At 70.0% G+C, this 17,160-nt stretch carries 1 protein-coding gene (running past one end of the window); it reads left to right on the top strand.

The features are described 5' to 3' along the window. A protein-coding gene (locus ACIQF0_RS13115; protein ID WP_401028597.1) for a hypothetical protein crosses the window boundary here: on the top strand, positions 1-17,160 show its 3' portion. It extends 12,933 nt beyond the left edge of the window; 17,160 of the gene's 30,093 nt are visible here — the last part of the coding sequence; the start codon falls outside the window, past its left edge; it ends in the stop codon at positions 17,158-17,160.

Genomic DNA, 17,160 nt, shown 5'->3' with positions numbered 1-17,160 from the left:
GGCGACTCGGCGCTCACCACGCCGGGCACCGCGTCCCGCGCCCAGATCGACAAGATGTTCGCCCCGGAGAACATCAAGGCGAACCTGCAGCGGCTCATCGAGACCGGCGTGCAGGAGCAGGGCCTGAAGTACGACCGGCGCGTCACCGACCGTTCCGGCGCCATCGGCATGTCCGTGAAGCTGGGCGAGGCGAAGCTGGTGTCCATTTCGGACACCACCGGCTCCGACAACTCGGTCAGCGGTGGCTACAAGGCCGGTTCGTCGTCCTCGACCAGCCGCTCCGTCGACCTCACCGCGGGCATCAACGTCCCGGTGCGGCCGAACGTCACCCCGCCGCCCGCGGGCACCCCGTCGAACCCGAGCGGGTCCGGCGGCGTCGCGGCGACCGGCAAGATCACGCCGTGGTCGGACAGCAAGACCACGTCGAACGAGGTCGGCGGCAACGTCGACCGCGGCCGGACCACCCCTGGTGACGCGCGGACCGTGCTGGTCCAGATCGACGCGGAGTTCACCATCGTCGGCGAGAGCCGCGCGGGGAACTTCCTGCACGGGGGCACCCCGCACGCCGAGGGCGTGACGGTGGACATGCCGAAGTCGGTGTTCGTGCGGGTGTCCGAGGACGTCGCGCGCGAGATGGGCGTGCTGCCCAAGGTCGAGTCGACCGTGCCGAAGCCGGACTTCCCGAAGATGGCCCCGCCGTCGACGGTGGCGACCAACGAGCCCGGCGCGCTCGGTCTGTCCAACGTGGAGTCGGTGCCGAACCTCTCCGGTGTGGTCAACAACCTCACCGCCGAACTGTCCGCGAAGACCAAGAAGTTCGGCAGCGACTCGCTGATCCCGGACTCGGTCCTCAAGGACTCGATGAGCAACCTGCAGCGCATCGTCGACCTCAACTCGCCTGCCAGCGTCAAGGCGATGATCGACAGCGCGCTCGACGGCGGCGTTCCGCTGCTGGTGCACCAGCCCGGCACGTTCGGCAAGGACTCCTACCAGGTCACGTTGCGCGCCAAGACGGGCGAACCGCAGTTCGACCAGGTCGTCAACGACGGCGTGGACATGTCGCACAACGTCGGTGGCTCCCGCAAGGAGAGCGACGGCACGGGCCGCGGCTCCGGCTGGGGTGCGGGCCTGCGGGCACCGGGCCTGGCCTCGCCGGGCAGTGCGAACCCGGCCGTCTCGGGCACCGCGGGTGTCAGCGCGGGCGCGAACATCGGTGGCAGCAAGAGCAGTTCGGTGACGACCTCGACCAACGAGGCGTTCAGCCAGACCCGCACGGCGAGCGGACCGGCGGCGCAGTTCACCGTGCCGGTCGAGTTCGAGCTCGTGGTGGAGAAGGGCAACAAGGAGATCGCGCGGGCGGAGAGCGGCCCGCAGGAGATGAAGGTCCGCACGCACGCGGACAACCAGAAGATCTCCCAGCCGACCACCGGTCACGGGAACCCGCAGCCGTACATGTCCGCGGCGAGCAGGCGCAGCAGCGAGTTCGGCACTCCCGAGGCGACCTTCGCGTTCCAGCAGGACACCCGTGCCTCGCAGCTGCCGCCGACCGCGTCGGTGGAGAACCTGCGCGGTGCCAAGGACCTGCGCGACGCCGCGGTGAAGGCGATGACGGACGCCGGTGCGGGCAAGGGCCTGACCGGCAAGGGCACGGGCTCGCTCAACGCCCTGTTCTCGACGCTGAGCCCGGAGAACCTGCAGCCGCACCTGCCGTCGATGCTGTCCGGCCCGCTCGACGTGCCGGGCCTGAAGGAAGCGGCGCTGACGTTCGGCCAGGACGCCGACGTCAAGGTCTACGCGAAGCTGGTCAACCCGCAGCTCGGGTCGCTCAGCGACGACGTCAAGATCGAGACCCCGCTGACCACGAAGACCACCGAGACCTCCAGCGAGGCCAAGGTGTCCGAGACCGCCGACGTGTCGGTCGGTCTCGCGCAGGGCGGCGCGGCGGTCAAGCAGGGCACCGACCCGAAGGACACCGTCAACTTCGGCACCGGCGGTGTCGAGCTCCGGCACGCGGGTGAGGACTCCTCCGGGGTGTCCGGCGGCCCGGCGCAGGCCGAGGGCGGCAACGTCAAGCCCAAGGACACGTCCCGCACCGGTCTCGTGCAGTTCGACGTCGAGTACCGCGTGGTCGCGACGATCGGGGGCAAGACCTCCGTCGTCGACCTGTCCGTGCCGAACTCGGCCGGCGTGCGGATGCCCGCCGCCGAGGTCGAGACCATGCTGAACCAGCAGCTCAGCGACTCGCTCAAGGACGCCCAGTCCGACGTCAAGAAGACGGCCGACGACTGGCGGACCGCCGAGAAGGAAGTCGAGAAGGCCCGGCACGACACCCAGGACGCGATCAACGAGGCCGCGGCCGTGCTGGCGAAGACCGACTCGAAGCTGGGCGAGGCGTCGACGACGCTGAACACGGCGATCGACACGCACATCGACGCGGAGACCAAGCTCGCGCCGGTCCAGACGGCGTTCGACAACACGATCAGGGACGCGGGCCAGACCCGTGCCGCGATCAAGGACCTCAACGCGCAGGCCGTGTCGCTCAGCCAGGACGCTCAGGTGGCCGACAACGCGGTGAACGACGCGCGGGCCAACGGCGCGCCGCAGGCCGAGATCGACCAGCTCACGCAGGACGCCGACGCGGCGCACACCGCGTTGTCCGACGTGCAGCAGCAGATCGCCGACGCGCGTGCGGAGCTCGACGCCCAGCGTCAGGCCGCCACGGACGCCCGCACCGACCTGCAGGGGCCGAAGGAGGTCGCGGCCAAGGCCGAGGCCGCCCGCACGGCCGCCAACGACGCGCGCCAGCAGCTCGTGAACGAGCAGGCAGCGGCCGAGAAGGCGATCAAGGACGCGGAGACCAAGCTCGACGCCGCCCGGCGCGACGCGGACGCCAAGCAGAAGCTGTGGTGGGACGCCAAGGCCAAGGTGGACAACGAGGTCGACTCGTTCAACACCGCGGCGAACACCCCGCCGCCGGTGCCGCCCAAGCCGACCACCACGACGACGACCTCGAACGTCGACGAGCGGCCGCTGCCGCCTCTGCCGCAGGAAGCCTCTGTGGCGGAGACCAGCAGGAGCGGCGCCGAGACGCGTCCCGCGCCGCCCACGGCACCGCCCGCTCCCCCGGCGTCGGACGCCAAGCCCGACGCGCCGAAGAAGGTCAAGAGCGGCGGCGCACCGCCGAGGATGACCCCGCCGACCCCGGAATCCCACCAGGGCAAGGACGTCCTCACCGACGAGTCGTGGCGGCACGACCCCGCGAAGACCGCCGACTGGTTCGCACCGAGCAAGCCGGCCGACCCGAGCACGTGGGCCGACCGCAGGGCCAACGCGAACGTCAAGACGGTCGACCTGGTCGTGCACGACATCCGCACGAACAGCACGCCGACGAACCTGAAGTCCTACAAGGGACTCGTCAACTACGACCTGCGCCGCATCGAGACCTCGCCCGGCAACTTCGTGCAGGAGTACACCGTCAAGGTGCACATCGACCCTGCCGCGAAGACCGACCCCGAGGTCGTCGCACAGGTCAAGGAGAACGCCACCAAGGGCGTGAACTCGTTGCTGAACCAGGGACACCGGCTCCCGAGCGGCGACCAGTTCCACCTGAACCTGGAGTTCACCGACAACAAGGCCGACGCCCACACCAGCATCAAGGTCGACGCGAAGAACCCCAACGTCGACCAGACGCACTGGAACCCGAACACCAGTCCCGAGGTCCTCGCCCACGAGACGCTGCACTACCTCGGAATTCCCGACGAGTACAGCGACAAGTCGCGCGTGTTCCAGCAGCACGACACGAACTCGGGCGTGCACCAGAACGACGGCGGCATGATGGGCACCGACGTCCACGGCAAGGAGCCCGGCCTGCGGCCGCGGCACCTGTGGCTCGTCGAGCGCACGGCCACCAGCCAGGTCATGGTGCCCGACACCAGGCTGGGCGACACCGGCCCGGCCATCACCCCGCCGAGCACGACGCCGGACTCCACGCCGGACGGCGACACCCGGCCGATGGTGACGAAGCGCGACCGCTCCCCCGAGAGCGAAGGCAACTCCCCGGTCGACGACCGGGCCACCAAGAAGAAGCCGGAAGCCGACCGCTGGACCAACGCCGAGCCCGGACCGAGCAACACCGGCGTCCCGATGGAGGTCGACTCGGACTCCGAGATCGACGACCTGGCCGCCGAGGTGAACAAGGTCTCGCTGGACGACGCCGACTTCGCGTTCAACCCCGCGTTCGAGGCGCTGGTCAAGGACACCGATTCCGTGCTGCCGACCAGGGACAGCTATCTCGGTGACCTCCGCAAGAGCGTCGAGGAGGGCAGGCGCCCGTCGTTCGTGGTCAACATGATCGTGAGCCACAGCGCGCTGAACGACCCCAAGGCCGACATCAACAAGGTCATCGACGCGATCACCAAGGACGCCGGTCCGCTCGGCAAGGACATGGTGTTCGTGATCGGCGTGAACGGCCCGACCGACTCGGACGGGCAGATCAACACCCAGATCGGCAAGGCGAACGAGGCCGTGGCGAGCCGGAAGGAACCGATCGCCCTCGTGCCGTTGCCGACCTTCGCCCCGAAGGACGGCTTCCCGTTCGGCCGCATGCGCAACGGCACGATGCACAGCTCTGCCACGGAGATCGCCATCGGCGCGATGAACGGCAAGGGCACGCATCCGTACATCTCGTTCCAGGACTTCGACACCGGCTCGCGGCGGGTGCAGACCCCGGACGGCGCGCCGCCGAAGGACATCTTCACCCACGTCGCCGAGTCGATGAGCTCGGACGCGGGCCCGATCCGTCCGCTGCTGTACTCGGGCGGCTACCGCGTCGGTGACCCGGCGAAGCTCGTGTCGGACACCCAGGCGCGGATCGACGCCGAACGGGCGTCGGTCAAGAGCGATCCGAAGCTCACGCCCGCGAAGCGCAACAAGGCGCTCGCCGAGCTGAAGGTCGCGCAGGACTACCTCGCGAAGCCGGAGTTCGCCGAGAAGTTCCAGCAGGCGATGAGCGACGACATGGACGCGCGGAGCCGCCAGAAGGACTCGGCGCCGCTGCTGCCCTACTCGCCGGAGCCCAACCTGTTCATGGATGCGGCCGTCACGGTCGTGGACCCCGAGGTGAAGTTCAGCGACGGCGGCAACGAGTTCGGCGACCTGAGCGACTCGATCAACGAGTTCGCCGGCAAGGAACTGGTCGAGCTCCACGAGAACCAGCTGCCCACCCCGCCGAAGCCCAGCGAGTCGCTCGCCGAGGCCAAGGCCAAGCTGGAGTCGGACATCGCGGAGGAGGGCCGTGCCCCGAGCCCGGCCGAAACCGTGACCCTGCAGCGGTTCCAGGCCGCGATCGACAAGGCCGAGGCGGACGTCGCCCAGCTCAAGGCCGAGGTCGAGGCGACCTACCGGGCCCAGCGCCCCGATCTTCCGCAGGCCACGATCGACGCGGCGGTCGAGGCGGTGGTCACCGGCTCGCTCGCGAACAGCACCATCGAGTCGGCCATCGACGTCGACATGCAGAACAACCGCAACCCCTACCGCGGTGAGAACTTCACCAGCGACTTCGTCCAGGGCGCGGTCGGCACGGACCTGTCCCGTCTCGCGCTCGGTTTCGCGAAGACCGAGGGCAAGCAGTGGCCGCAGTCGCACGTCGCGCTCACCTCGGTGACGAACCGCGCGTACGGCGGCCTGCCGGACGCGGACGGCAAGGTGGACAACAAGGCGGACCGGGCGGCGAAGGCCGACGCGTCCGGCGCGAAGATCCGCAACAGCTACGGTGACAAGAAGCCCAGGGCGAACGGCAAGCCGAACCCCGGCAACAAGCCGCACTCGCGGCGCGAGGCCCAGCAGATCACCGAGCACACCTACAGCTACGACCCGGAGACCGGTGTCCGCACCGAGACGGGCAAGTCCGGCGGCTGGCAGCCGTCCAAGCTCGACGCGCTGCACCTCGGCTGGGAGGACAAGAACACGCTGGGCGGCGCGATCTCCGCGCCCATCCCCGGTCACGGTTACATGGGCGTGGACCCGCAGGTCGACCCCACCACCGTCTACCCGGAGCCGCCGGCCAAGGACGAGGACGCCGAGAGCGACAGCGACAGCGACAGCGAGGCCGAGGAGAAGGCTCCGGCCAAGAAGGCCAAGAAGGCCAAGACCGAGGACGACGTCCAGCACATCGTGCCGGGCAACAAGCAGCAGAAGATGGCCACGATGCTCAACCTGGCCATGTCGGCCAACACGAGCAACGTCACCCGCACGTTCGGCACGCTGGAACACGGCATCCTGCCGATCGCCGAGGCGCCGCGCCCCGACGGCCTGTTCAACACCGTGCACGACGCCCTGAAGAGCCAGGCTCCGACTCCGCCGGCGGCCGGTTCCAGCAAGAAGGGCAAGGCGAAGGCCGCTCCGGCGATCAAGACCCCGGCGGAGCTGCGGGCCGGTGCGGTCCAGAAGGCCTCGATCTCGACGACCGCGATCAACAAGGAGATCGCGAAGTTCCGCCAGGAACACGGTCTCGACAACGGCCACCTGGTCACCGCGCTCGTCGAGCCGGGCCCTCCGTCGGTCACCGACCCCAAGGCCGATCCGTTCGCCTTCGCGCACCCGGCCGACACCGGCAAGCTCGCCAAGGCGGAGGAACTGGCCGCCAAGCTGCTCGCGACGGAGATCGGCCGGCCGCTGACGATCCACGGCCCCAACGGGTCCACGACCGTCGAGCCGTTCTTCGAGCCCCGGCTGGAGACCAACTCCAAGTCGTCCGCCGCGGACATCAAGAAGGCGAACACCTGGACGAGGCCGGTGTTCCCGGCTCCGCTGGAGATCGACGCCCACCCGCAGGAGAACGGCAGGAGCCGGTTCACCCAGCACGACCCGGCGAACCCGCCGCGGCCGCTCGACGACCCGATGGACTCCGACCAGGAGACCCGCCAGGCACCGCCGCCGCCGTCCACTCAGGACGCTCCGGTGTGGACTGCGCCGGAGGCCGACACCGAGGTCGAGGTCGAGACGCGGCCGGCACCGCCGACGCCGAACCCGGCCATCCCGATGACCGTGATCGCGCCGCAGCCCGTCGGCCAGGTCATGCCGGGCACGCAGGCCCTGCCCGGCTTCTTCCAGGACAACAAGGCGCTGGGCACGATCGCGCCGACGAACGTCCGCGGCGCCGAGAACGTCACGAACGCGATCGAGAACCTCAAGCCCGCCGACGCCGCCCGCATCCAGCAGGCGATCACCGGTGACTTCGAGTCGTTCCTGGACAAGGGCCGCAACTTCCAGGTCAAGATCGGCAACAACTGGTACGAGGCGAACATCCGCGCCACCATGCAGGCGCAGACGGACGTCGCCCCGGTGGACGCGCCGGGCGTCAAGGTCGACGCGACCGCGCAGTCGGGCAACACGTCGTCGGCCACGCACACCGTCGCCACGGCCAACGACATCGGCGGCTCGGCCTCGGCCAGCAACGGGTTCGGCGCGTACGGCTCGCTCGGCGGCAAGGCGCAGTTCGCCACGCCGGCGCAGTCGCAGAGCATGTCGTCGTCGCTCACCGACCAGCGGATCATCCGCGCGGGCGAGGGGTCGACGCAGGCCACGGTGAACGTGTCCTACGACATCACGCTGACCAACGCGAGCGGTGGGCTCCGGCCCGTCGCCACGGTCGACACCGGCACCGACGTGACGTTGCAGATCCCGAACGACCTCGCCACGATCACGAGCTCGGGCAACACCTCCGCCGCGGTCACGCCGCCGGACGCCAAGTGGGGCGCCAAGCTCGAACACCCCGCTCCCGAGGCGGTGTCGGTCGACAACCCGGCGAAGGCGTTCTCCGACGTGGCGCGCAAGCTGCACCCGTCGATCGTCAAGGTCGGCTCGCCCGGCCGTGAGGCGCTGCAGAACTTCCTGAGCCCCACCGAGATCCGCAACAACCTCGGCGCGATGCTCGGCGGCGCCTACGTGACGTCGCCGGACCTGATCAGCCCGCACGCCAGCAAGGGCGCCGCGGTGCAGATGAAGGCGACGCTGCAGAGCGCGCAGCTCGTCGGCACGCTCGGCACCGGTCAGCTCCGCCTCCACGAGACCTCCGCGCACAGCAGTGGTGTGTCCTCGACGACCAAGTCCGGTGGCGACTTCAACGCGGGCGCCGGCTTCAACGCCGGTCTGCCGAACGTGGTGGGCGGCCAGGCCGGTGCCACGGTCGGCTACGCCGCGCGCACCGCGGAGAACGTCAACGCGGGCATCAACACCGCTCACAAGAGCGGCATCCAGCTCAAGGGCGACACCGGTCTGTACAAGGTGACCGCCGAGGTCGAGGTCCGCACGCCCAGCGGCGAGAGCGTCAAGATCCCGGTCACGTCCTACCTGCGGGTCGGTCTGCCCGAGGCGGGCCAGATGGGCCTGCCGACGCCGGACGGCACGCGCGACAAGATCGTCGACGAGACCAACAAGGGCCAGAAGTTCCCGCCGCCCTACATGAGTGACGCGCTCGCCGCGGGCAACGCCAAGGTCGGCGAGTTCGCGGTCGCGTCGGAGGTCCAGACGCAGATCGAGGAGGCCCTGCGGGACGTCCCCGGCCTGGCGAACTTCCTGCCGAGCTGGAACGACCCCCACTCGAACCCGCGCAGCAGCAAGGGCAAGGCGTTCTCCGACGTCGCCGAGCAGCTCGCGAACCAGCGCAGGCTGACCTCGCAGCTCTCGCCGGCGGCGTTGCGGACCAACATGGACAGCCTCATGGGTCCCGGCGTCCAGGTGCAGCTCAAGAGCAGCAGCAAGTCCACCAACACCTACGTCAACGTCACCGTCAAGGCGAAGGTGACCGGCACCGAGCACCTCGGTCAGGCCGACGCGCGCAACGTCCGCGACGCGTCGTCGACCGGTCCGAAGCTCGACAGCTCCAGCAGCACCACCAAGGGCTGGAGCGGTGGCGTCGAGGGCAAGGTCGTCATCCCGGCGGAGACCAAGGCCGCCAAGCTGTCGCCGGCACCGCAGGCCGGGGTGAAGTACAACCACTCGTGGACCGACAAGACCTCGGCCGGTCCGACGGTCAACAGCACCTCGCTGAGCGTCGGCAGCCCGAACGCCCAGGTGTTCCGGGGCGACGTGGAGTTCGAGGTCGAGATCACCACGTTCACCCGGCCGCGGGCCTGGGTGCGGCGGGTCGTGCCCGGCGCTCCCGGTTTCCACTCGCCGGAGCAGCACACGGTCGCGAAGACCGGTGACGGCGCCACCGACCTCAAGCCCATCAAGGGCCCGGTCAACCTCTGGGTGTCGGACAGCTCCACTTTGGACACCGACCCCGGCAAGGGCTTCGAGCCGGGCGCGCCCGAGCCGAAGACGCTCAAGGACGCGCCGACCGTCAAGAAGCTCCTGAGCACCAAGTCCCCTGAAAAGGCACCGGACTTCCTGCACGTGGAGGCCGTGGCGAACACGACGGCGCTGCGCGACCAGGCCATCGACGCGCTCAACCGCGCGGCCGGTGGCGACTCGGCGCTGACCGTGCCGGGCACCGCGTCCCGGGCGCAGATCGACAAGATGTTCTCCCCGGAGAACATCAAGGCGAACCTGCGCACGCTGACCGAGACCGGCATCCAGGAGCAGGGCCTCAAGTACGACCGGCGGGTCACCGACCGGACGGGCGCCATCGGCGTCAAGTTCGGGCTGAGCAACCCGAAGATCGTGTCCATCTCGGACAACACCGGTACCGAGAACGCCAGCACCGGTGGTTACAAGGCGGGCCAGTCGTCGTCGACGAACCGGTCGGTCGACGTCACCGGCGGCATCAACGTGCCGATCAAGCCGAACGACCCCGCCCCGCCCGCCGGTGAGCCGACGCCCGCCAGCGGTGCCGGTGGCTTCGCGGTGGCCGGCAAGGTCACGCCGTGGTCGGACTCGAAGTCGACCGGCAAGGAGGTCGGCGGCAGCCACGACCGCAACTACGTGACGCCCGCGGGTGGCCGCACCGTGCTGGTGCAGCTCGACGCCGACGTCACCGTGGTCGGCGAGAGCCGTGCGGCGAACTTCATCGCCGGCACCACGCCCAGGGCCGAAGGCGCGACCGTCAGCCTGCCGAAGTCCGTCTTCGTGCGGGTGACCGAGGACGTGGCGCGGGACATGGGGCTGCTGCCCGACGTGCAGCCGACCGTGCCCAAGCCCGAGTTCCCGAAGATGGCGCCGCCGGCGACGGTGGCGAAGGGCGAGCCCGGAGCGCTCGGCCTGTCCACTGTGGAGTCGGTGCCGGACCTGTCGAACGTGGTCGAGGACCTCTCCAACAAGGTCAACGCGAAGACGGCGAAGCGCTTCGGCGACCCGCTGCTGCCGGACTCGGTGCTCAAGGACTCGATGAGCAACCTGCAGCGCCTGGTCGACTTCAGCTCGCCTGCCAGCGTCAAGGCGATGATCGACAGCGCGCTGGACGGCGGCGTTCCGCTGCTGGTGCACCAGCCCGGCACGTTCGGCAAGGACTCGTATCAGGTCACCCTGCGGGCCAAGGCGGACACGCCGAAGTTCCAGAACGTCGTCAACGACGGCGTCGAGATGGAGTCGACGATCGCCGGCTCGCACAAGGTGACCGACGGCCAGGGCCGCGCCACCGGCTGGGGTCTCGGGCTCAAGGCACCGGGCCTCGCCCAGCCGGGCAGCGCGAACCCGAACGTCTCGGGCACCGCGGGTGTCATGGCGGCGGCGAACATCGGCCAGTCCAAGAGCAGCTCGGTCTCCACGTCCACGACGGACCAGTTCGCGAGCTTCCGCGCGGGCAGCGGACCGGCGGCGCGCTACACCGTGCCGATCGAGTTCGAGCTCGTCGTGGAGAAGGGCGACAAGGAGATCGCGCGGGCCGAGAGCGGCCTGCAGGAGATGACCGTCCGCCTGCACGCGGACAACCAGAAGGTCGACGGCTCGGCCGCGGCGCAGCCCTACACGAAGGACCAGAACTCCCGCACGGCCGACCAGGGCACCCCGCAGGCCGCCTCCGACTGGCAGCAGGAGGGCAGCCCCTCCTCGTTGCCGCCGGGCGCGTCGGTGGAGAACCTGCGTGGCGCGCAGGACCTGCGTGAGGCGACGATCCAGGCGTTGAAGGACGCCGGGGCGAAGAAGGGCCTGACCGGCAAGGGCACGGGCGCGTTGAACAGCCTGCTGTCCACGCTGAGCCCGGAGAACCTGCAGCCGCACCTGCCCGGCATGCTGTCCGGCCCGCTGACCGTGCCGGGCCTGCACGAGGCCGCGCTGACGTTCGGCCAGGACGCGGACGTCAAGGTCTACGCCAAGCTGGTCGACCCGACGCTGGGATCGCTCAGCGACGGTGTGGCGCTGGAGAACCCGAAGTCGCAGGTCACCGCGACCAGCACGGACTCGAAGGTCACCGAGACCGGCGACCTGTCCGCCGGTCTCGCGACCGGTGGCGCGGGCGTCAAGCAGAACACCGACCCGAAGGACAACGTCACCTTCGGCACCAGCGGTGTCGAGCTGCGGCACGCCGGCGAGGACTCGACGGCGAACTCCGGCGGGCAGACCGACAACAAGGTCAACAACCTCAAGCCGAAGGCCACGACCGGACTGGTGCAGTTCGGTGTCGAGTACCGCGTGGTCGCGACGATCGGCGGCAGGACCGCCGTCGTCGACCTGTCCGTGCCGAACTCGGCCGCGGTCCGGATGCCCGTCTCGGACGCGCAGACGGTGCTGGGCAAGAACTTCAGCCCGGAGCTCACGACCGCCCAGACCGAGGTGAAGACCGCGGCGGACGCCTGGCGCACCGCCGAGGTCGACGTCGACACCGAGCGGCACGCCGCGCAGCAGGTGATCAACAACTCGGCCGCGACGCTCGCCAGGGCGGACTCCGCCTTCACGCCCGTCCAGATCGACTACAACAAGGCGATCCAGGATCACCTGGACGAGCAGGCGAAGCTCCCGGCTCTGGAGACCAGGGCCGAGATCGCCCGCCAGGAGGCGCAGCGCGTTGTCGACGCGATCTCCGAGCTGTCGCCCAAGGTCGGCGGCTTCGGCGCGCTGGCCATGACCGCGCAGTTCGAGATCGACGACGCGAAGTCGGACGTCGAGGCCAAGGCCACCACGCTGCGGACGCTGGAGGCCCAGCTGGCCGCGGCGCCGGGCAACGTGGCCCTGCAGGGTCAGGTCGACGCGGCCAGGCTGGCGCACACCAACGCCCAGACCACGTTGCGCACGGCGGAAGGCTCGTTCGCCAACGCCAAGGCGGGCATGGAGGACGCCCAGCACCAGCTGGACCTCGCCAACGCCGCGATCGGCGGTCTGCGCACGGACGCCGCCGCCCGGCGTGCGGAGCTCGTGGCGCAGCAGCAGGTCGTGACCCAGTTCGAGGCCGCCCGCATCGCGCAGCAAGCGCGTCACGACCAGGCCTCCGCCCAGCTCGCCACCGACCACGCGACGCAGAAGGCGCTCGTCACGGCGGCCGAGACCAGGCTGAACACGGCACGCACAACCGCGGACGGACGGCAGCAGGAGTGGTGGGACAAGAAGGCGGCGGTCGACCAGCGGATCACCGACTACAACAACCCGCCGTCGACGACCACCACGTCGTCCACTCCCCCGCCGCCTCCGCCTGCTCCGGAGACGTCCTCGTCCCCGGAGGCTTCTTCCAGCAGGGACGTCGAGACGCGTCCGGCGCCGCCTGCTGAAACGTCCTCGTCCAGCGAGGCGTCGACGAGCAGGAGCGCCGCACCGCAGCCGCCGAACGCACCGTCCACCGAGGCGACCACGTCGAACACGAACACCGACACCGACGCGCCCACCAGCGTGCCGAACGTCGTGGTGGAGAGCCATCTCAAGGCGTTGACGGCGGACGCGATGACGAACGCCTCCCCGCTCGCCAACGAGGTGGAGTCGGCGCTGCGGTCGAACCCCGGCCAGTACGTGCAGTCCGAGGCAGGGCTCGACCTGCTGCGGGCGTCGGTCGTGCTCGACACGAGGACCGAAGACATCGCCACGATGATCCAGCGGCACGGCGCCGACCAGGTGGCGCGGGCGTTCACCAGGGAGTTCGGCCGCCCGATCATCGAGACGGCGCAGCTGGCGCAGTTCGGTGACCTGAGCACGCCGGAGAGCCGGGCCGCGTTCGACGGCTGGGCTCACCGGATGTGGGAGACGGTCAGGAACACGCCGTCCTACACCGCGAACCCGGACAAGCTCGCCGCCGACGTCTTCAACCACGACAAGGGTTACAACCGCGGCACGAACTTCGCGCAGGAGACGGCGTTCGCGGAACTGGTCGGCGCACCGTCGCTGGCCGACGCCATCGTCGCGACCAAGGTCTACGGCACCGACTCCTACAGCCAGGCGCTGTGGGTCCAGAAGGTGCTGGGCGACGCGGAGATCATCCCGTCGGACGCGATCGTGAGCCCGCAAGCGTTCACGCAGGCCGTCACGGACCACCGGGCCGAGATCGGCGCGGCGCTCGGCACCGAGGTGACGCCGGAACTGGTCACCGAGCTGAAGCAGCACCTCCAGGGCGACGGCATGGTCGCCGACGACCCGGCGCCGGCTCCGGCCACCGCGCCAGTGCCGCCGTCGGCTCCGGCTCCCACCACCGAGGCCGAGACCCGGCTGGTGGCGTTGACCGACGACGCCATGGAGAACGCCACCCCGCTGATGAAGCAGGTGGAGGCGGAGCTCAAGGCCAACCCGCAGAAGTACCTGAACCACAAGGAGGGCCTGGACCTGCTGCGCGCCTCGGCCGTCCTGCACGTCAACGCGGGCGAGGTCGCGGCGCTGGTCGACCAGCACGGTCTGGAGGCCGTCCAGAAGGCGTTCAACGACCAGTTCGAACGGCCGATCATCGAGAGCGAGCAGATCGAGGCGTTCGCCGACGATCCCGGCCACGGCAAGTTCGACGACTGGTCGCACCAGCTGTGGAACACCCTCGAAGGCAGCCCGACGTTCGCGGCCGACCCCGCGAAGATCGCCTCCGAGATCTTCGACCACGAGAAGGGCTACAACCGGGCGTTCAACTTCGCCCAGGACGCCGCGATCATCGACGTGACGGGCGCGCCGTCGCTGGCCGACTCGATCCGCGAGATCAAGCCCGACGGCACCGAGCCCCACCACCAGGCGTTGTGGGCGCACAAGGTGCTCGCCAAGTCGCAGCTCGTACCGGCGGGCCTCGTCAGCCCGGAGGTGTTCACCCAGGCCGTCACCGACAACCGGGCCGAGCTCGGTCAGGTGCTCGGCGTCGAGCTCGACCCCGCGGCGATCGCCGAGATGACGACGAACCTCCAGGACTACGGCATCGTCGACGACGACCCGGCTCCGTCCGCTCCCCCGCTGGAGGCGCCGACGTCGACCGTGCCGCCCACCGACCCGAGTCCGTTGCACAGCACGGACACGAGCGCGGCGTGGTTCGACCCGCAGAACCCGGTGTCCTCCCAGGCCATCGCGGACGCCCGTGCCACGACCCCGGCCACCAGCTGGGTGCGCGGTGAGGACGGCGGTGTCCTCGACTCGACGAAGGTCGGCCCGCACGGCATCAACATGCAGGCCTGGCGCGGCCCGATCGCGTACGACAACCGCGTGCTGAACGTGGACGGCGTGCCGGTCCGCGACTTCACCGTCCGGCTGCACCTGAACGGCGGCGACGCCGACGTCCAGGACCGCACCCGCGCGGGCGTCGAGGAGCTGTACAACCAGGGCTACAAGCTGCCCGGCGGCGAGCAGTTCCACGTCACGGTCGAGTTCACGAACGACCCCGCTGACGCGCACGCCACGATCGACGTCACGAACGACCCGAAGGGCAGGGCCAACCAGCTCACCTGGCCCTCGCACACCGACTCGCGGCGCCTGGCGCACGAGGTCGGGCACTTCCTCGGGTTGCGCGACGAGTACCTGGAGACCGGCGACGTGAAGCCGATCTTCCAGCACGAGGACGGCAGGGGCCGCGTCGTCAACGACAACTCCCCCATGACCCAGGGCATCGACAAGGCCGACGCCCGGCTCAAGCCGCGCCACCTCCAGCTGGTCCAGAACCGGATGGAAGCGCTGCAGTCGCACAACCCGCCGCAGCCCGGCGCCGACGAGCGGTCGGAGCTCCCGCCGCCGAACATGCCCAAGCGCGGCAACGAACACCTCGGCGAGGACCCGGCCGGGGACGCCGTCAAGCGGACCCGCGAGGAGCTCGAGGAGTTGTCCATCGAGGACGACGCGGACGTCGAGATGGCCGAGCAGGTCGAGCACGAAGCCACGCCGTTCAACGAGAACGGCGTGCACAACGCGGCGTACGAGAACCTGGCCCGGGGCAACGCGCTCGCGGAGGTCACCACCGAGAACTACCTGCAGTGGACGCAGGCCAGCATCGACGCCGACGAGAAGCCGTCGTTCGTCGTCAGCATGATCGTCCGGGCGAGCGAGCTCGACCAGCTCGACACCGTGATCGACGGTGTCATGGCCGGCTCGCACGACATGGACGGCCGCGTGGCGTTCGTGCTCGGCGTGAACGGGGCGACCCAGGCGGAGATCGACGCCGCCATCGCCACCGCCACCCCGTCGGTCGTCGGCCGGCCGGAAGCGGTCGCGCTGGTGAGCGTTCCGCACGGGCCGCAGGGCTTCAAGTTCGGCGAGACCCGCAACGCCACGCTGGAAAGCGAGGCGCACGTGTTCGCGGTGACCGCACTGGCCGTGGCCGGAACGCACCCGTACGTGGCGGTCATGGACTTCGACGCGGGCGACCGCACGACCCGCGACGGCGCGCACGTCTTCGACCACGTCGCCAGGCTCACGGAGGCGCACGAGGTCGGTCCCGCCGACGGTCCCGACGTCTCGAAGCCGTTGCGGCCGCTGATGATCGGCGGCGGCTACCGGGTGGCGGTCACGCCGGAACAGCTGCGCGCCGACGTCCTCGCCCGCATCGACGGCGACTCGAAGACCTCGGACGCGCAGAAGGAGGCCTACCGGGCCGAGCTCGACGAGCCGGGCTTCCACGAGCGGTTCGTGCACGTGATCGACGCGGACATGCACGCACGCCGCAACCAGCAGGGCATCCACCCGTTGCTGCCCTACACGCCGGAACCGAACCTGTTCGTCGACGGCCTGGTGCCGCTGGTGGACCCGAACGTGCGGTTCGGTCCAGGCCAGGCGGAGTTCGGGCAGCTCAGCCAGTCGCTCAACCGGTTCTACGCGGCGGAGCTGGCCAAGCTGCACACGCCGGCCGACGCCGCGGACATGGAAGCCGCCACCGAACTGGCCAAGGTGGACGTTCAGAACAACCGGCACCCGGTGCGCGGTCAGGCGTTCGCGACCGACTTCGTGGCGGGTGACACCGGCACCGACCTGTCCAGGATCGCCTACGGGCTGATCACGGACGGCAAGCTGCCGCAGTCGCACACCGCGCTGCCGAACGTGTCGGAGCGGTTCCTCGACGGCAAGCCCGCCAAGAAGGGCACGAAGTTCGCCGACGAGCGCGCACGTCTCGCCACCGGTGCGCACGCCGTGGTCGAGCCGTTCCTGCCTCCTGCCACTGGGCAGACCACGAACACGTGGAACCCGCCCAACACGATGAAGACCCAGCTCGGCGCGCCGCAGAAGAACCGGATGAACCCGGCCGTGTCCGCGCCGATGCCCGCTCCGTTCGACCAGATGCAGGCGGGCGTCCAGAAGGACCAGAAGGTCGTCGCGGCCCACGGGCTCGTGGCGTCCGACCACGTGAGCAACACGCAGCGGCAGTTGCGGTTCCTCAACGAGGACGTCCTGGTCCGCCAGCCCGTCCCGCCGGTCACCGACAACGGCCTGTACGCCGTCGTCGCGCAGGCCCGCGGCCTGAACCCGGTGACGCTGCGCCAGCAGGTGGTCGGCCTCGCGGCCACCCACCAGGCGGTGACCAGGTTCGTGGCGGACTACACCGTCAGCCGGCCGATGCACCAGGGCCACATGAACGGCGCGCTGGTGGAGAACGCGAACTGGCACATGAAGCCCGACGCCGCCGAGAACGTCGGCGCCGGCAACGCCCGTGACCTGGTCGGACAGCTGATCGCGACGCAGCAGGGCGTCAACATCCGGATCCACCAGGCAGGCGGCAACCCGGTGCTGCTGCGGCCGATGGGCCCGCCGTTCCCCGACACCGTCGACGTCGAGATGGTGATCGACGGACGCCAGGTCACCTACCGGCCGTACCAGCCGCCGGGAGGGGTGCAGCCGGACGCGCAGATGCATTAG

The organism is Lentzea sp. NPDC092896 (assembly GCF_044754905.1).
Lineage (GTDB): Bacteria > Actinomycetota > Actinomycetes > Mycobacteriales > Pseudonocardiaceae > Lentzea.
This window is presented reverse-complemented; position numbering and strand designations above follow the sequence as displayed.